Origin of the sequence: Salmonella sp. 32031103-2018-00083-FB-01-SM-01 (assembly GCF_017571995.1) — a bacterium.
GTDB lineage: Bacteria > Pseudomonadota > Gammaproteobacteria > Enterobacterales > Enterobacteriaceae > Salmonella > Salmonella enterica.
In genome coordinates, this window is the sequence record NZ_JAGEQL010000004.1 from 377,718 (window position 1) to 393,651 (window position 15,934).

Sequence of the window (15,934 nt, forward strand, 5' to 3'; positions counted from 1 at the left end):
CGGGCTCGTTTTGCTATGGAGTGTGCAATGTACCGTAATTTTTCTTTTGCCGCTGCGTTGCTGGCCGCAGCGTTTTCAGGCCAGGCCCTGGCCGATGGCATTAACAATTTTTCTCAGGCCAAAGCGGCGAGCGTCAAAGTCAATGCTGACGCGCCCGGCAGCTTTTACTGCGGGTGCCAAATCCGCTGGCAGGGTAAAAAAGGCGTCGTAGACCTGGAGTCCTGCGGCTATAAGGTGCGTAAAAACGAGAATCGCGCCAGACGCATTGAGTGGGAGCACGTTGTCCCCGCCTGGCAATTCGGTCATCAGCGCCAGTGCTGGCAGGACGGCGGGCGAAAAAACTGCGCTAAAGATCCGGTCTACCGCAAAATGGAAAGCGATATGCATAACCTGCAGCCCGCCATTGGCGAAGTGAATGGCGATCGCGGCAACTTTATGTATAGCCAGTGGAACGGCGGCGAAGGCCAGTACGGGCAATGCGCCATGAAAGTGGATTTTAAAGCGAAAATCGCCGAGCCGCCCGCCCGCGCCCGTGGCGCAATCGCCCGCACTTATTTTTATATGCGCGACCAATACCAACTGAAACTTTCCCGCCAACAAACGCAGCTTTTTAACGTCTGGGATAAGCAGTACCCCGTTACCGCCTGGGAGTGCGAGCGCGATGCGCGTATCGCGAAGGTCCAGGGTAATCATAATCCCTATGTGCAACGCGCTTGCCAGGCGCGAAAGAGCTAACCTACACTAGCGGGATTCTTGTTAACCCATGCCCTGGATAGCCAAACGCCGGGGCCATGACGCGGATTTTTTTTATTATGCGTATTCCCCGCATTTATCACCCTGAATTGTTGACGTCCGGTACGCAGATTTCGTTATGCGAAGATGCGGCCAACCATATTGGTCGTGTACTGCGCATGGGACCGGGACAAGCGTTACAGCTGTTTGACGGCAGTAATCAGGTATTCGATGCTGAAATCATTAGCGCCAGTAAGAAAAGCGTTGAAGTGCAAGTGATGAAAGGCGAAATCGACGATCGTGAATCGCCGCTGCATATCCATCTGGGCCAGGTGATGTCGCGCGGTGAAAAAATGGAATTTACTATCCAGAAATCGATCGAACTGGGCGTAAGCCTCATTACGCCACTGTTCTCTGAGCGCTGCGGCGTTAAACTGGATAATGAACGTCTGAACAAAAAGCGCCAGCAGTGGCAAAAGATCGCCATCGCCGCCTGCGAACAATGCGGGCGTAACCGGGTGCCGGAAATTCGCCCGCCGATGGCGCTGGAAGCCTGGTGCGCCGAGCAAGATTCCGGGCTGAAGCTCAATCTTCATCCGCGCGCCCATGCCAGCATCAACACTCTGCCTCTGCCGGTTGAACGCGTCCGACTGCTGATCGGCCCGGAAGGCGGGCTGTCGGCGGACGAAATCGCGATGACCGCGCGCTATCAGTTTACTGATATTCTGTTAGGACCTCGCGTTCTGCGTACTGAGACAACCGCGCTCACCGCCATTACCGCGCTACAGGTGCGTTTTGGCGACTTAGGATGAAGCGTTAACGGAGAAAATAATGATCAAGCTCGGCATCGTGATGGACCCCATCGCACACATCAACATCAAGAAAGACACCAGTTTCGCTATGCTGCTGGAAGCCCAACGTCGTGGTTATGAACTTCATTATATGGAGATGGCCGACCTTTATCTGATTAACGGCGAAGCCCGCGCCCGCACGCGAACGTTGAGCGTGGAGCAAAATTACGATAAATGGTACGAGTTCGGCAGCGAGCAGGAGATTAAACTCGCCGATCTGGACGTCATTTTGATGCGCAAAGATCCGCCGTTTGATACCGAGTTTATTTATGCGACCTATATTCTGGAACGCGCTGAAGAGAAAGGGACGCTGATCGTCAACAAACCGCAAAGCCTGCGCGACTGTAATGAAAAACTGTATACCGCCTGGTTTTCCGACCTGACCCCGGAAACGCTGGTAACGCGCAATAAAGCGCAGCTCAAAGCGTTTTGGGAAAAGCACGGCGATATCATTATGAAACCGCTGGACGGTATGGGCGGCGCGTCCATTTTCCGCGTTAAGGAAGGCGATCCTAACCTAGGCGTTATTGCCGAAACGCTGACCGAGCTGGGCAACCGCTACTGCATGGCGCAGAACTATTTGCCCGCGATCAAAGATGGCGATAAGCGCGTACTGGTCGTCGACGGCGAGCCGGTGCCTTACTGCCTGGCGCGTATTCCGCAGGGCGGCGAAACCCGCGGCAACCTGGCGGCTGGTGGTCGCGGCGAACCCCGTCCGTTGAGCGAAAGCGACTGGGAAATCGCCCGCCGCGTTGGGCCGACGCTTAAAGCCAAAGGGCTTATTTTCGTCGGTCTGGATATTATCGGCGACCGCTTAACGGAAATTAACGTGACCAGCCCAACCTGCGTGCGTGAAATTGAAGCGGAATATCCGATCTCTATCACCGGGATGTTGATGGACGCCATCGAAGCGCGTCTGGCGAAGTAAACGTTTATTGCCCGGTGGCGTGCGCTTACCGGGCCTGAGCAATCACGCCGCCCCGGTCGGATAAGGCGGCGCATCAGCATCGCCATCCGGCAATCAATTGCCCGATAAGGCAGCCGTCCTTTGGCAAAAGACGGCTTATATGAGTGACAACCGTCCGCTTTCCCCACATACTGAACGCTGTCGTTTTTTTGAACCAGGAAACAGAACCTCTGACAATGAATTTACAGCATCACTTTCTTATTGCCATGCCTGCGCTCCAGGACCCGATTTTCCGCCGTTCCGTGGTGTATATTTGCGAGCACAACCAGGACGGCGCTATGGGGATTATTATTAATAAGCCTTTGGAAAATCTGCAAATTGAAGGGATTCTGGAAAAACTAAAAATTACGCCGGAACCGCGCGATTCGGCAATTCGTCTTGATAAAGCCGTGATGCTCGGCGGCCCGCTGGCGGAAGATCGCGGATTTATTCTCCATACTCCGCCGTCACGTTTCGCCTCCAGCATTCGTATCTCAGACAATACCGTGATTACCACCTCCCGCGATGTGCTGGAAACGTTAGGTACCCAACAACAGCCTTCCGATGTGCTGGTCGCGCTGGGCTACGCCTCCTGGGATAAAGGCCAGCTTGAACAAGAGCTGCTTGATAACGCCTGGCTTACCGCGCCCGCCGATCTCAATATTTTGTTCAAAACGCCCATTGCCGAGCGCTGGCGCGAAGCGGCAAAACTTATTGGCATTGATATTCTGACCATGCCTGGCGTTGCGGGGCACGCCTGATGAGCGGCACCTTACTGGCCTTTGACTTCGGCACAAAAAGCATCGGCGTTGCAATAGGACAACGCATTACCGGCACCGCCCGTCCGCTTCCGGCAATCAAAGCACAGGACGGCACGCCCGACTGGACGCTCATTGAACGTTTGCTGAAAGAGTGGCAGCCGGACGAAATTATTGTCGGGCTACCGCTCAATATGGATGGCACTGAACAGCCGCTGACGGCGCGCGCCCGTAAATTCGCCAACCGTATTCATGGGCGTTTCGGGGTAACTGTCACGCTGCACGATGAACGACTCAGCACCGTTGAAGCACGCTCCGGTCTGTTTGAACGAGGTGGGTATCGCGCGCTGAACAAAGGCAAAGTGGACTCGGCCTCCGCCGTGATTATCCTCGAAAGCTATTTTGAACAGGGGTATTAAAGCCGTTTTTGTCAGCAGGCGGATAACGCGGTCACGGTTGCCAGGCTTGCTGGGCAATACGCTGGTTTAATGCCTTCAACGCCTGTAAACGCGCAGCCGCCTCCGCCTCATCAATCCGCCACATTCCCGCAAAGGCCAGCGCTGCGGCGTGCTTGCCTAGCGGTTGCGCCATAGAAACTTCACCATCAGCGTGATGCCACAGCACGTATCCCCGCTGGCGCTGCTGCGCCACATGCGGCGCCAGATTACGCCACTGCTCCGGAGTAAAGCGCTGCATTAGCGCCTCATCGCTTTCTGCCGCCAGTAACGCTACCCCTGGTACCGACTGCCAGGCCGGGCACATGCGAAACCCCGCCAGCGCCTGACTTCCCTGCGACCCCGGCGTAGAGTGATAAATATAGATAATCTGGTCCTCCCATAGCACGCCTAATGCCACCACGATGTCTTTGGGCGCATGGCGCTCAAGGATAGGCAACGCATGGGAGAACAGCGCTGAACCGCGAATCGCCTGCACCGCCAAAGCATGAATGCCTGGCCCGGGTAAATAGCGTCGGTGCTCATCCTGCATCGTGAGTCCAATAGAGGCCATCGTCATTAACAGGCGATTAACGCGCGTGGTATTAATATCCATCAGCCGGGCAAGCTCGCGACATCCGATAGCACGGTCGCTGGAAACCAGATATTGCAGACAGCGAATGCCATCTATCAGGCTTTGATTCGGTTGTGATGACATCGTTAAATGGCTTCGCTGTGGTTTTAACAAAGCTGCGATTTTAACGCCGGTTCGCCAGGATACAAGCCTGTATACCGTTCAATCCACCGCGCCAGTCAACACTTTACAACGCCCCTACGCCGCCATGTTCGCTACAGCCGTCCCTGCGCCTGACGCCATTGCGCGCTCTGGGCGAATGTCATCATCCCCTGCTGCTGCCCGGTTTGTATCACGTGGGCCAACTGATGGAGTTTGCCTTCACGGATCAAATTCCCTGTGGCTGGCGTATTAATCAGTAATTCAAACAACGCCACGCGCCCCTCCTGCCTGTCGACCTCCAGTTTTTGCGATAGTACAGCGCGCAGACTACCCGCCAGTTGACTGCGTACCGGTTCTTTTTCCTGCGCCGGAAAACTATCCACTAATCTTTCCACCGCCTGCGCCGCACCGCGAGTATGCAGGGTTGCCAGTACCAGATGCCCCGTTTCCGCCGCCGTCAGCGCCAGGCGAATGGTCTCGCTGTCACGCAGCTCTCCCAGCAAAATGACATCGGGATCTTCACGCAACGCCGCGCGCAGCCCGGCGGCAAAAGTGGCGCAATGCTGGCCGATTTCCCGCTGCTGTATCAGGCAACGCTTGCTGGTGTAACGGTACTCAATAGGATCTTCCAGCGTCAGGATGTGTTTATCGGCATGTTGATTAAGATGTCCCACCATCGCCGCCAGCGTGGTGGACTTCCCGCAGCCAGTAGCGCCAGTGACCAGAATCAGTCCGTTCTCGCTGGCAAGCAGTGCGGGTACTATCGGCGGCGTCTGGATTTCCGCCAGATCAGGACAACGCTCGGGCAATAGCCGTAGCGCCAGCGACGTTCCCTGTTGATGTGTGAACGCACTGGCGCGTAGGCGCCGCGTGCCAGACAGCGAGACGGCGAAATCAAGCTGGCCGTGCGTTCGCCACTGATATTGTTGCGCGTCATTAAGCCAATCAAGCAGAAGCTTGTCGACATCTGGCGCGGTAAAAGGCGCGATCTCCATGCGTCCTTGTTTGCGCCATCGCGCAGGCCAGGCGTTACACAGGTGTAGATCCGAGACGTTATGCTTTACACTAAGCGTCACAATTTCTTCCATATTCATATAAACATCCTCGGAAAATGAACGATATCGCGCATAACCTGGCACACATCCGGGACAAAATCTCCGCCGCGGCGACGCGTTGCGGCCGCTCTTCAGAAGAAGTTACGTTGCTTGCAGTGAGTAAAACCAAACCTGCGAGCGACATCGCAGAAGCCATTGCCGCCGGACAACGGGCATTTGGTGAAAATTATGTACAAGAGGGGGTGGAAAAAATCCGCCACTTTCAGGAAGCGAAAGTGGAAGGCCTGCACTGGCACTTTATTGGCCCTTTACAGTCCAACAAAAGTCGGCTGGTGGCCGAGCATTTTGACTGGTGTCATACCATCGATCGCCTGCGTATCGCCTCGCGGCTGAGCGAACAGCGTCCGGATAATCTGCCGGCGCTAAATGTTCTGATCCAAATTAATATCAGCGATGAAAACAGCAAATCAGGCATTCCGCTGGCGGAACTGGATGAGCTGGCCGCGGCGGTGGCTACACTGCCGCGTCTGCGGCTTCGCGGACTGATGGCGATCCCGGCCCCAGAGTCAGATTATGTAAGGCAGTTTGAAGTCGCACGTCAAATGGCTGTAGCATTTGCCGGGCTGAAAGCGCGCTACCCTGACGTTGATACCTTATCTCTGGGTATGAGCGACGATATGGAAGCCGCGATTGCGGCAGGTAGCACAATGGTGCGCATCGGCACCGCTATCTTTGGTGCTCGTGATTACACAAAAAATTAAGGAAAACTGAGGAACGCCATGAATACGTTGACCTTCCTGCTCTCAACGGTAATTGAGCTGTATACCATGGTGCTATTATTGCGCGTGTGGATGCAGTGGGCCCGCTGTGACTTTTACAACCCTTTCTCCCAGTTCGTGGTGAAAATTACGCAGCCCATCATCGGACCGCTGCGTCGTATTATCCCGCCAATGGGGCCGATCGACAGCGCTTCCCTGCTGGTGGCGTTTATTCTTAGCGTTATTAAGGCGATAGTGCTGTTTAAGGTCATTACGTTTCAGGCGATTATCTGGATTGCCGCGGTGCTTATCTTACTTAAAACAATCGGTCTGCTGATCTTCTGGGTGCTGCTGGTCATGGCTATCATGAGCTGGGTGAGCCAGGGTCGTAGCCCGATTGAATATGTATTGATTCAGCTTGCCGAGCCGCTGCTCAGCCCGATTCGCCGTATACTGCCTGCGATGGGCGGCATCGACTTCTCGCCGATGGTTCTGGTGCTGCTGCTGTATGTCGTTAATATGGGAATCGCTGAAGTCTTACAAGCGACGGGCAACATGTTGCTGCCGGGGCTGTGGATGGCGTTATGAGTGCTGTGACTCGCTGCGAAGACGGTCTGGTGTTACGGCTTTATATTCAGCCGAAAGCCAGCCGCGACAGTATTGTGGGCTTACATGGCGACGAGGTGAAAGTCGCCATTACCGCCCCGCCGGTTGATGGTCAGGCAAACAGCCATCTGACCAAGTTTCTCGGTAAACAGTTTCGCGTGGCGAAAAGTCAGATCGTCATCGAAAAAGGCGAGCTGGGCCGTCACAAACAGGTAAAAATTATTCACCCGCAACAGATCCCGCCGGAAATTGCGGCGTTAACTGAGTAGGTATTCCATGCAAAAAGTTGTTCTCGCAACCGGCAACGCCGGTAAAGTGCGCGAGCTCGCGTCGCTGTTAAGCGATTTTGGGCTTGATGTGGTAGCGCAAACGGAACTGGGCGTTGACTCCGCGGAAGAAACCGGCCTGACGTTTATTGAAAACGCGATTCTCAAAGCGCGCCATGCCGCCAAAATGACCGGTCTGCCCGCCATTGCCGATGACTCCGGTCTGGCCGTTGACGTTTTAGGCGGCGCGCCGGGTATCTATTCCGCGCGCTATTCTGGCGAAAACGCGACAGATCAGCAAAATCTGGAAAAACTGCTGCATACTCTACGGGATGTTCCGGACGACAAACGCCAGGCGCGATTCCATTGTGTGCTGGTTTATTTGCGTCATGCCGAAGATCCCACACCGATAGTCTGTCACGGTAGTTGGCCTGGCGTCATTACTCGCCAGGCGGCCGGAAATGGCGGATTTGGCTATGATCCCATTTTCTTCGTACCGTCTGAAGGCAAAACCGCCGCAGAACTGACCCGTGAAGAAAAAAGCGCGATTTCCCACCGTGGACAAGCGCTCAAGCTGCTGCTGGATGCGTTACGCAATGGCTAAACTACCGCCGCTCAGTCTTTATATTCATATTCCCTGGTGTGTACAAAAATGTCCATATTGCGACTTCAATTCCCATGCGTTGAAGGGCGAGGTGCCGCATGACGACTACGTCCAGCATCTGTTAAGCGATCTGGATGCCGACGTCGCCTGGGCGCAAGGGCGTGAAGTAAAGACCATTTTTATTGGCGGCGGTACGCCAAGCCTGCTTTCCGGGCCGGCGATGCAAACGCTGCTGGACGGCGTGCGTGCGCGCCTGAATCTGGCGGCGGATGCGGAAATTACCATGGAAGCGAACCCCGGCACGGTCGAAGCCGACCGCTTCATCGACTATCAGCGCGCCGGCGTAAACCGGATCTCCATTGGCGTGCAGAGCTTTAGTGAGCCTAAGCTGAAACGTCTTGGCCGTATTCACGGTCCACAAGAGGCGATGCGGGCAGCAAGACTGGCAAATGGGCTTGGGCTACGCAGCTTTAACCTCGACTTGATGCATGGATTGCCGGACCAAACGCTGGAAGAGGCGCTGAATGATTTGCGACAGGCGATTGCGCTTAATCCGCCGCATCTCTCATGGTATCAATTGACGATTGAACCCAACACTCTGTTCGGTTCGCGTCCGCCGGTTTTACCGGACGATGACGCACTGTGGGATATCTTTGAGCAGGGCCACCAGTTATTAACCGCCGCGGGCTATCAGCAATACGAAACGTCGGCCTATGCCAAACCCGGTTATCAGTGCCAGCATAATCTGAACTACTGGCGCTTTGGCGACTATCTGGGGATTGGCTGCGGCGCCCACGGTAAAGTCACCTTCCCGGGCGGCAGGATCCTGCGCACCACCAAAACCCGTCACCCACGCGGTTATATGCAGGGACGTTACCTGGAAAGCCAGCGTGACGTGAGTGATGACGATAAACCCTTTGAGTTCTTTATGAACCGTTTTCGGTTGCTGGAGCGCGCGCCTCGCGCCGAATTTGTCGACTACACCGGGCTTACGGAAGCGGTTATTCGTCAGCCAATCGACGAGGCTATTGCCCAGGGCTACCTGACCGAATGCGAGCAATACTGGCAGATTACCCGGCACGGTAAACTGTTTTTAAACTCTCTTCTTGAGTTGTTTCTCGCGGAATAACAAGGAATAAGCCTGTAGCGCCAGCGGGTAAAATACCTGATGGCGCGACGCTTACCGATCTGTGGCGGTTAATGCGCCGCCGGCAAGCGCATTATTTAATAACGCCTTTACGACGCAAATCGTCCGTATCTTTTTTCCAGCGCTCGTAACCGTCATTAATATCCATGATTTTCATGCGGATATCACTCTGTTGCATCTGAAGTTTCTGTACCGCTATATTCAGCGGATATTGTCCTTTCTCTAACGTTATCCAGTCATTCTGCGCTTTTCGACGCAGCTCTTCTGATTTCAAAAATACCTGCCGCCGTTGCTCGTGTATGTCTAAATCTCTTTTCTGCTGAATAGCCGCTTCATTGCACGGCTCACTCTGCTTACGGCACGCGTCTAATGCCGGTTGATAGACCTCTTTTTCGTATTTCTCGGCATATACGCTGCTATCGTTGGCTTTTACATAATCATCGCGCTCTTTTAACGTCTTTTTAAACGCCTCGGCGCGGGTCAACGGTTTCCCATCAGCGCCTTTTCCCCAATATGCGTCCGCTTCTTTTTTAGCTACCGCTATTTTCTTATCCAGGGCAGAGAGTTGTTTTTCAAGACCGGGGATCGACGCTTTCTGCGCACGCCAGGAGGCTTCAATGTTGCCAAACCGATAGTTAAAGTCATCACTGTTGACGATCAGGTATTTATCATTCGTTTTAATGTCGTCAATAGCCCGGCCCTGATCGCTGGCTGCCATTTGTAATGAGTAATAGCTCACCGTCCAGCCAGAGGCTGGCGTCCCTTTGCTGGTTAACATGGCAGAAAATTTAACGGGACGATCTTTGGTCCAGGTTTTTTCAACAAAATAATAATCCGCCGCCATACCAACGCCGGTATACATATCTTCACGGGAAGAAATATCCCCTTCGGCAGACCAGGTGGCCTGATTGCCCCTCGAATCAAGATTTTTTAAGGTAATGGAATCCAGTTTAAGTATGCCGTGGTACTGCTTACTAAACTGTTCTTTTAAGATGTTATCGGAGGGTTGAGCAACCTCTGCCCAACTATAGCCTGAAATCAGGGCAAACAGCGCTGCGCCAGCAATCCATTGTCGAACCACTTGTGGACCTCCCGTCCAGAGACATGACGCCCACGATTATCATAACCATGATGATAATTAGCAAGATAATAGTGTTGATTGTGCGAGAGGTCTTCCAAAGATAGCCCCGGCCTTCCGACCGGGGCATTATCTTTAATACTGATTAAACATCGTCTGGATCTGTTTTGGATCTTTAGTCTGGGTTAACGCCAGTTGCAGTAAGACACGCGCTTTTTGCGGGTTCAGCGTGCCAGAGGCGACAAAGCCGTATTTTGCATCGTCCACTTCCGCATCCTGCGTGGTTGCGCCAGTCGGCACACGTGAAGAACGCACCACTACCGTACCGTTGTGCGCAGCGGTCGCCAGGGTATCAAAGACCGTTTTATACAGGTTGCCGTTACCCACACCTGCGCTCACGATCCCGTCATAACCCGCGTCTACCAGCGCTTTTGCCGGCAGATCGGACGCATTCGCATAGTTATAAACGATACCGACTTTCGGCAACGCGGTCAGCTTCGACACGTCGAACGGGGTGGAGGTGGTATGTTTACGCTCTGGCGTACGCTGATAGTCAATTTTACCGTTGTGGATATAACCCAGCGGGCCATAGTTAACCGCTTTAAACGTCGCCACGTCAGTCGTATTGGTCTTAGTGACGTCGCGTCCGTCCATCACGGTATCATTCATTACCACCAGCACGCCGCGATTGGCAGACTGTTTATCAGCCGCTGTTACTACCGCATTATAGAGGTTGAACGGGCCATCTGCGCTCATTGACGTGGAAGGGCGCATCGCGCCGACCAGTACCACCGGTTTATTGCATTTCACGGTCAGATCGAGGAAATAAGCGGTCTCTTCCATCGTATCAGTACCGTGGGTGATCACGAAACCGTCGGTGCTGTCGCACTCGGTATTGATTTTTTTCGCCAGCGTGAGCCAGACTTCATCGTTCATATCCTGCGAGCCAATGTTAACGACCTGCTCGCCTTTCACTACCGCAATGTCCTTCAATTGAGGAACGGCATCCACCAGATTTTCGACGCCGACTTTACCTGCCGTATAATTTGATTTTGTTGCTGAATCACCACCGCCAGCGATCGTTCCGCCGGTCGCTAAGATGGTGATATTCGGTAAAGCGAACGCTGCGCCGCTGAAACCCATTACCAGAGCAGCTAATGCCGTTTTCCTGAAAAACTCCATGTTATATCTCCAGTTATGTCAACTGGTCGCATTATCCCTATATTGCAGACGAATAATGTGATGTCATACGATTAACCAGCGATATATATCCAACAGAGAGTATTTTTTAGAGATGGATAACAAAATGCAGGAAAAAACAGAATAAAAAGGCGCAGATACGATCTACGCCATTGTTTAAAAAGGAAAGATTACTTCAGGCTGCCAACCAGCGCTTTGCGGCTATCTTCTAAGGTTACTACGCGGCTACAGACATCTTTGCCAAACTGCTGGAAATCTTTCTCCTGGTTTTTCCATTCGTTCTGGATAGCGGTTTGCAAACCACCGAGACTGCCCATCACACCCTGTAAAGGATTACCGCCGCCTTTAAGCACCGCTTTGGCGCCCATTTCGTTAATGCTGTCCTGCAAAATACCGCCCATCGCCTGATTCACCAACTGCTGACCGTCGGCACGCACCTGGTCGATAGCCTTATAGTGGAACGTCAGGCCGTCCGTACGATGTTCAATAATGCGGTTCATTTGCGCTTTTAATTGCGCATCAAGCTTCGTCAGACGGCTACGCATGTTGCTGCTTTCGCCCACCTCTTTAGCGATGATTTTATCCAGCGCCACGCGGCCTTTTTCGACGCGCGATCGGGCGCCCTCATCAATCCACGGCAGCGCGCTTCGCAGCTCCGCCTGGTAATCTTTCGCCTGCTCGCGCTGCGCGGCGCTAAGGGTGTACTGCTTACCGTTGTACATCACATTGCCGTCCGGCGTGATCACCAGGTTGCCGTTTTCACCTTTCACCTGCACCGTTTGTGGACTCAGGATCACATCGTCACGCGGCGTGACGCTGCATTTGTAATCTGCATGAGCGGCCATCGCCGTAAACGTTAGCACTGCCGCCAGCAGCGTTTTGCGCATCATAACTTTCCCTCAAGACAAAGCGGGCCGGCATTTGCCGACCCTGTACTTATTAGTCCCACCAAACGTCGAAAAGTTCGCTGGTTCGGACTTCCTCAAGGTTGCGCGCTTCCAGCCACTTACGCACAATCGCCTGATGTTCTTCGGTACATTTACCGATTTCCTGCATACAAATCAGCCCTTCCCAGGCCAGGTAGCCGCTGCCGTCAAACGCCAGTTTATTAGGCTCAATAACGTCATTAATAAAGTCATCGACAGTCTTATCGATCTGCTCTTCAGATGTACCTTCCGGAAAACGCCATGCCACCGAAAATCCTAATTCCTGGAATTCGTCAATGTGCATTTTTTTACGCAGACGACGACTACGGTTCTTTGCCATTATTTCACCCTCTCGAACATTAAGTCCCATACGCCATGACCAAGACGATGGCCACGTTGTTCAAATTTCGTTACCGGGCGCGATTCCGGGCGCGGTACATAATCATTGCTCTCTGACAGATTTTTGTACCCGTCGATAGAAGACATGACTTCAAGCATGTGTTCCGCATACGCTTCCCAGTCGGTCGCCATATGGAAAACGCCGCCCAATTTCAGCTTGCTCAATACCAGTTCAGCAAACGGCACCTGAACGATACGGCGTTTATTATGACGCGCTTTATGCCACGGGTCAGGGAAAAAGAGCTGAACCATCGATAAAGAATTGTCAGGAATCATTTTATGCAACACTTCTACCGCGTCGTGGCACATGACGCGCAGGTTTTCAACGCCCTCTTCATGAGCGGACGCCAGACACGCGCCGACGCCGGGCGAATGCACTTCAATACCGAGGAAATTCTGCTCCGGGCGCGCTTTCGCCATCGCCACGAGAGACGCCCCCATGCCAAAACCAATCTCCAGCGTCACCGGCGCTTCGCGACCAAACAACGTGGCGAAATCTACCGGCGCTTCGCTGAACTCGACGCCCATCACCGGCCAGTAGTTTTCCAGCGCGTGCTCTTGCCCCTTTGTCAGTCGCCCCTGGCGACGAACAAAACTACGAATACGGCGCAGCGGGCGACCGTTTTCATCAAATTCCGGTGAAATGACGTCGTTTTTCATAAAAGTGTAGTCTGCTGTGTTTGAGTTCTGAAAACGGGCATTATCCAAAGTTAGTTGCCGGATGCAAGCATGAAGCGCACTGCGGAAAGTTCCGGTTTACACCCTGCGGCCTCTGTGCTGCAATCTTGCCCCCGGCAATAATGAATGAGTTTCCATGCAAGCGTCTCAATTTTCAGCCCAGGTTCTGGACTGGTACGACAAATACGGGCGGAAAACGCTGCCCTGGCAAATTAACAAGACGCCTTACAAAGTATGGCTCTCGGAAGTCATGTTGCAACAAACGCAGGTGACGACGGTGATTCCTTACTTTGAGCGATTTATGGCGCGCTTTCCGACGGTAACGGATTTAGCGAATGCGCCGCTGGATGAAGTACTCCATTTATGGACCGGGCTCGGCTATTACGCCCGCGCACGTAATTTGCATAAAGCGGCGCAACAGGTGGCGACGCTTCACGGTGGAGAATTCCCGCAAACTTTTGCCGAAATCGCCGCGCTCCCCGGCGTCGGACGTTCAACCGCCGGCGCAATTCTCTCCCTCGCGTTAGGTAAACATTATCCGATTCTTGATGGAAACGTTAAACGTGTGCTGGCTCGCTGTTATGCTGTTAGCGGCTGGCCTGGAAAAAAAGAGGTGGAGAATACGCTGTGGACGTTGAGCGAGCAAGTGACGCCCGCACGCGGCGTGGAGCGTTTTAATCAGGCGATGATGGATCTGGGCGCGATGGTTTGTACACGTTCAAAGCCAAAGTGCACCCTGTGTCCGCTGCAAAACGGTTGTATCGCCGCTGCGCATGAAAGCTGGTCACGCTATCCGGGCAAGAAACCGAAACAGACGTTGCCGGAGCGGACGGGTTACTTTTTATTGTTACAGCATAATCAGGAGATTTTCCTGGCGCAGCGCCCTCCCAGCGGTTTATGGGGCGGACTCTACTGCTTCCCGCAGTTCGCCAGCGAAGATGAATTACGTGAATGGCTGGCGCAACGGCATGTTAACGCTGATAATTTGACCCAGCTTAACGCGTTTCGCCACACATTTAGCCATTTCCACCTGGATATTGTGCCTATGTGGCTTCCCGTGTCGTCACTGGACGCCTGCATGGATGAAGGCAGCGCGCTCTGGTATAACTTAGCGCAACCGCCGTCAGTCGGACTGGCGGCCCCCGTGGAGCGCTTGTTACAGCAGTTACGTACCGGAGCGCCAGTTTAACGCCCCGGTCGATGAAGAGGATGACTTATGAGCAGAACGATTTTTTGTACTTACCTGCAACGCGACGCTGAAGGGCAAGATTTTCAGCTCTACCCTGGCGAACTGGGAAAACGTATCTATAACGAGATCTCTAAGGACGCGTGGGCGCAGTGGCAGCATAAGCAGACCATGTTGATTAACGAGAAAAAGCTCAACATGATGAACGCCGAGCACCGTAAGCTGCTGGAACAGGAGATGGTGAGCTTCCTGTTCGAAGGCAAAGACGTTCATATCGAAGGTTATACGCCAGAAGATAAAAAATAGGCCCGTTGCTGAATGAAGCTGCGCTTATTCGGCCTGTGAGTTATGCCGGATAAGCCCTTAGCGCCGCTGCCCGGCAACATGGCATAACGACAACACAACATGCACTCCCGGAATGATGAAAAAATTACTCGCGCTTGCTGTTATTGCGCCGTTGCTCATCTCCTGCTCCAGTTCGACCAAAAAAGGCGAGACGTATAATGAAGCCTGGGTCAAGGATACCAACGGCTTTGATATTTTGATGGGGCAATTTGCCAACAATATTGAAAATCTGTGGGGATATAAGGAAGTCCTGATCGCCGGGCCGAAAGACTACGTCAAATATACCGATCAGTTCCAGACCCGCAGCCACATCAACTTTGATGATGGGACCATTACCGTTGAAACCATCGCCGGGACGGAACCTACCGCACATCTGCGCCGGGCCATTATTAAAACGTTGCTCATGGGTGACGACCCAACCTCCGTCGATCTTTACTCCGATGTCGATGACATAAAAATTTCTAAAGAACCCTTCCTGTATGGTCAGGTCCTCGACAATACCGGCCAGCCTATTCGCTGGGAAGGCCGCGCCACGACATTCGCGGATTACTTGCTGAAAACGCGGCTCAAAAGCCGCAGTAACGGCCTGCGTATTATTTACAGCGTCACCATTAATCTGGTGCCGAACCACCTTGATAAACGCGCGCATAAATATATTGGCATGGTACGCCAGGCCTCCCGTAAATACGGCGTTGACGAGTCGCTGATTCTGGCGATTATGCAAACGGAGTCCTCGTTTAACCCGTATGCGGTCAGCCACGCGGATGCGCTGGGCCTGATGCAGGTGGTGCAACACAGCGCCGGGAAAGATGTTTTCCGTTCTCAGGGTAAGTCCGGCACGCCAAGCCGTAACTTCCTGTTCGACCCCGCCAGCAATATCGATACCGGCACAGCATATCTGGCGATGTTGAATAATGTCTATCTGAGCGGTATTGAGAATCCGACGTCGCGGCGCTATGCGGTCATTACCGCCTACAATGGCGGCGCAGGCAGCGTATTACGCGTATTCTCGAACGATAAAATTCAGGCCGCGAATATGATTAACCGCATGTCGCCGGGGGATGTGTACCAGATATTAACCACCCGACATCCATCTGCGGAGTCGCGCCGCTATCTGTATAAGGTGAATTCCGCCCAGCGATCGTATCGCCGCCGATAAACCATCGCATCCCGCCTCTGGCTGGCACAGGACAGCGGCGGGAAAGGCAAAAGTGTTAACTCCGTCACTC

General features: G+C 53.4%; 20 protein-coding genes. 13 read left to right on the plus strand and 7 right to left on the minus strand.

Annotated elements, in window-relative coordinates:
* The first annotated feature begins 27 nt into the window (after positions 1-27).
* The 5 genes from endA to ruvX all read left to right on the plus strand — a co-directional run bounded on the left by endA (position 28) and on the right by ruvX (position 3,706).
* Positions 28-735, plus strand: coding sequence for a deoxyribonuclease I (endA, locus tag J4614_RS14490; RefSeq protein WP_000286123.1), 708 nt, complete (start codon positions 28-30; stop codon positions 733-735).
* 77 nt (positions 736-812) lie between these two features.
* The gene (gene rsmE / locus J4614_RS14495) at positions 813-1,544 is read left to right on the plus strand and encodes a 16S rRNA (uracil(1498)-N(3))-methyltransferase (protein ID WP_001222488.1); all 732 of its coding nucleotides are present in this window, start codon (positions 813-815) and stop codon (positions 1,542-1,544) included.
* 19 nt (positions 1,545-1,563) lie between these two features.
* The gene (gene gshB, locus J4614_RS14500) at positions 1,564-2,511 is read left to right on the plus strand and encodes a glutathione synthase (protein WP_208293219.1); all 948 of its coding nucleotides are present in this window, start codon (positions 1,564-1,566) and stop codon (positions 2,509-2,511) included.
* 215 nt (positions 2,512-2,726) lie between these two features.
* Entirely contained in the window at positions 2,727-3,290 is a 564-nt protein-coding gene (locus tag J4614_RS14505; protein ID WP_001053167.1) for a YqgE/AlgH family protein, read from the plus strand.
* Entirely contained in the window at positions 3,290-3,706 is a 417-nt protein-coding gene (gene ruvX / locus J4614_RS14510) for a Holliday junction resolvase RuvX (protein ID WP_000017096.1), read from the plus strand. Before J4614_RS14505 ends, ruvX begins: the two co-directional genes overlap by 1 nt.
* A 31-nt stretch (positions 3,707-3,737) precedes the next feature.
* Here ruvX and J4614_RS14515 read toward each other — a convergent pair whose 3' ends face one another.
* Both J4614_RS14515 and J4614_RS14520 read right to left on the minus strand, forming a co-directional pair.
* The gene (locus J4614_RS14515; protein WP_208293220.1) at positions 3,738-4,439 is read right to left on the minus strand and encodes an IclR family transcriptional regulator; all 702 of its coding nucleotides are present in this window, start codon (positions 4,437-4,439) and stop codon (positions 3,738-3,740) included.
* Between the two features lie 131 nt (positions 4,440-4,570).
* Positions 4,571-5,551: a type IV pilus twitching motility protein PilT gene (locus J4614_RS14520; protein ID WP_208293221.1), complete on the minus strand. Its 981-nt coding sequence runs from the start codon at positions 5,549-5,551 to the stop codon at positions 4,571-4,573.
* Positions 5,552-5,568: 17 nt separating this feature from the next.
* On the opposite strand from J4614_RS14520, the gene J4614_RS14525 reads away from it, so the two are divergent.
* From J4614_RS14525 to hemW, 5 genes are read left to right on the plus strand one after another with little or no spacing between them, the layout of a single operon-like run.
* Positions 5,569-6,273 carry a YggS family pyridoxal phosphate-dependent enzyme gene (locus J4614_RS14525; RefSeq protein WP_000997790.1) on the plus strand — a complete coding sequence of 235 codons (705 nt, stop codon included), beginning with the start codon at positions 5,569-5,571 and terminating at the stop codon, positions 6,271-6,273.
* 18 nt (positions 6,274-6,291) lie between these two features.
* On the plus strand, positions 6,292-6,858 hold the full coding sequence (locus J4614_RS14530) for a YggT family protein (RefSeq protein WP_001094848.1): 567 nt from the start codon (positions 6,292-6,294) through the stop codon (positions 6,856-6,858).
* Positions 6,855-7,145 (plus strand): DUF167 family protein YggU, encoded by a 291-nt coding sequence (gene yggU / locus J4614_RS14535; protein ID WP_001277205.1) that lies wholly within the window; start codon positions 6,855-6,857, stop codon positions 7,143-7,145. Before J4614_RS14530 ends, yggU begins: the two co-directional genes overlap by 4 nt.
* Before the next feature lie 7 nt (positions 7,146-7,152).
* Positions 7,153-7,746: an XTP/dITP diphosphatase gene (locus J4614_RS14540; RefSeq protein WP_001174769.1), complete on the plus strand. Its 594-nt coding sequence runs from the start codon at positions 7,153-7,155 to the stop codon at positions 7,744-7,746.
* Entirely contained in the window at positions 7,739-8,875 is a 1,137-nt protein-coding gene (gene hemW / locus J4614_RS14545) for a radical SAM family heme chaperone HemW (RefSeq protein ID WP_001096532.1), read from the plus strand. Before J4614_RS14540 ends, hemW begins: the two co-directional genes overlap by 8 nt.
* A gap of 91 nt (positions 8,876-8,966) precedes the next feature.
* Here hemW and J4614_RS14550 read toward each other — a convergent pair whose 3' ends face one another.
* From J4614_RS14550 to trmB, 5 genes are all read right to left on the minus strand, one after another.
* Positions 8,967-9,974 carry a DUF1202 domain-containing protein gene (locus J4614_RS14550; protein WP_000252191.1) on the minus strand — a complete coding sequence of 336 codons (1,008 nt, stop codon included), beginning with the start codon at positions 9,972-9,974 and terminating at the stop codon, positions 8,967-8,969.
* 132 nt (positions 9,975-10,106) lie between these two features.
* Positions 10,107-11,153, minus strand: coding sequence for an L-asparaginase 2 (gene ansB, locus J4614_RS14555; protein ID WP_000394189.1), 1,047 nt, complete (start codon positions 11,151-11,153; stop codon positions 10,107-10,109).
* 188 nt (positions 11,154-11,341) lie between these two features.
* The gene (locus J4614_RS14560) at positions 11,342-12,061 is read right to left on the minus strand and encodes a DUF2884 domain-containing protein (RefSeq protein WP_000984827.1); all 720 of its coding nucleotides are present in this window, start codon (positions 12,059-12,061) and stop codon (positions 11,342-11,344) included.
* Positions 12,062-12,110: 49 nt separating this feature from the next.
* Positions 12,111-12,437: a YggL family protein gene (locus J4614_RS14565; RefSeq protein ID WP_001107559.1), complete on the minus strand. Its 327-nt coding sequence runs from the start codon at positions 12,435-12,437 to the stop codon at positions 12,111-12,113.
* Positions 12,437-13,156 carry a tRNA (guanosine(46)-N7)-methyltransferase TrmB gene (gene trmB, locus J4614_RS14570; protein WP_000786890.1) on the minus strand — a complete coding sequence of 240 codons (720 nt, stop codon included), beginning with the start codon at positions 13,154-13,156 and terminating at the stop codon, positions 12,437-12,439. The genes J4614_RS14565 and trmB overlap by 1 nt, the downstream gene beginning before the upstream one ends.
* Before the next feature lie 154 nt (positions 13,157-13,310).
* Between trmB and mutY the strand changes: the two genes are divergently transcribed.
* The 3 genes from mutY to mltC all read left to right on the plus strand — a co-directional run bounded on the left by mutY (position 13,311) and on the right by mltC (position 15,864).
* Complete coding sequence (mutY, locus tag J4614_RS14575) at positions 13,311-14,363, plus strand: A/G-specific adenine glycosylase (RefSeq protein ID WP_001148959.1); 1,053 nt, start codon at positions 13,311-13,313, stop codon at positions 14,361-14,363.
* A gap of 27 nt (positions 14,364-14,390) precedes the next feature.
* Entirely contained in the window at positions 14,391-14,666 is a 276-nt protein-coding gene (locus J4614_RS14580; protein ID WP_000091706.1) for an oxidative damage protection protein, read from the plus strand.
* Positions 14,667-14,778: 112 nt separating this feature from the next.
* A complete protein-coding gene (gene mltC, locus J4614_RS14585; RefSeq protein WP_000976289.1) occupies positions 14,779-15,864 on the plus strand; it encodes a membrane-bound lytic murein transglycosylase MltC in 1,086 nt (361 codons plus the stop codon).
* Positions 15,865-15,934: the final 70 nt, after the last annotated feature.

Coding starts and splice junctions, on each gene's coding strand:
- endA (WP_000286123.1), top strand. CDS start 28: ATGTACCGTAATTTTTCTTTTGCCGCTGCGTTGCTGGCCGCAGCGTTT.
- rsmE (WP_001222488.1), top strand. CDS start 813: ATGCGTATTCCCCGCATTTATCACCCTGAATTGTTGACGTCCGGTACG.
- gshB (WP_208293219.1), top strand. CDS start 1,564: ATGATCAAGCTCGGCATCGTGATGGACCCCATCGCACACATCAACATC.
- J4614_RS14505 (WP_001053167.1), top strand. CDS start 2,727: ATGAATTTACAGCATCACTTTCTTATTGCCATGCCTGCGCTCCAGGAC.
- ruvX (WP_000017096.1), top strand. CDS start 3,290: ATGAGCGGCACCTTACTGGCCTTTGACTTCGGCACAAAAAGCATCGGC.
- J4614_RS14515 (WP_208293220.1), bottom strand. CDS start 4,439: ATGTCATCACAACCGAATCAAAGCCTGATAGATGGCATTCGCTGTCTG.
- J4614_RS14520 (WP_208293221.1), bottom strand. CDS start 5,551: ATGAATATGGAAGAAATTGTGACGCTTAGTGTAAAGCATAACGTCTCG.
- J4614_RS14525 (WP_000997790.1), top strand. CDS start 5,569: ATGAACGATATCGCGCATAACCTGGCACACATCCGGGACAAAATCTCC.
- J4614_RS14530 (WP_001094848.1), top strand. CDS start 6,292: ATGAATACGTTGACCTTCCTGCTCTCAACGGTAATTGAGCTGTATACC.
- yggU (WP_001277205.1), top strand. CDS start 6,855: ATGAGTGCTGTGACTCGCTGCGAAGACGGTCTGGTGTTACGGCTTTAT.
- J4614_RS14540 (WP_001174769.1), top strand. CDS start 7,153: ATGCAAAAAGTTGTTCTCGCAACCGGCAACGCCGGTAAAGTGCGCGAG.
- hemW (WP_001096532.1), top strand. CDS start 7,739: ATGGCTAAACTACCGCCGCTCAGTCTTTATATTCATATTCCCTGGTGT.
- ansB (WP_000394189.1), bottom strand. CDS start 11,153: ATGGAGTTTTTCAGGAAAACGGCATTAGCTGCTCTGGTAATGGGTTTC.
- J4614_RS14560 (WP_000984827.1), bottom strand. CDS start 12,061: ATGATGCGCAAAACGCTGCTGGCGGCAGTGCTAACGTTTACGGCGATG.
- J4614_RS14565 (WP_001107559.1), bottom strand. CDS start 12,437: ATGGCAAAGAACCGTAGTCGTCGTCTGCGTAAAAAAATGCACATTGAC.
- trmB (WP_000786890.1), bottom strand. CDS start 13,156: ATGAAAAACGACGTCATTTCACCGGAATTTGATGAAAACGGTCGCCCG.
- mutY (WP_001148959.1), top strand. CDS start 13,311: ATGCAAGCGTCTCAATTTTCAGCCCAGGTTCTGGACTGGTACGACAAA.
- J4614_RS14580 (WP_000091706.1), top strand. CDS start 14,391: ATGAGCAGAACGATTTTTTGTACTTACCTGCAACGCGACGCTGAAGGG.
- mltC (WP_000976289.1), top strand. CDS start 14,779: ATGATGAAAAAATTACTCGCGCTTGCTGTTATTGCGCCGTTGCTCATC.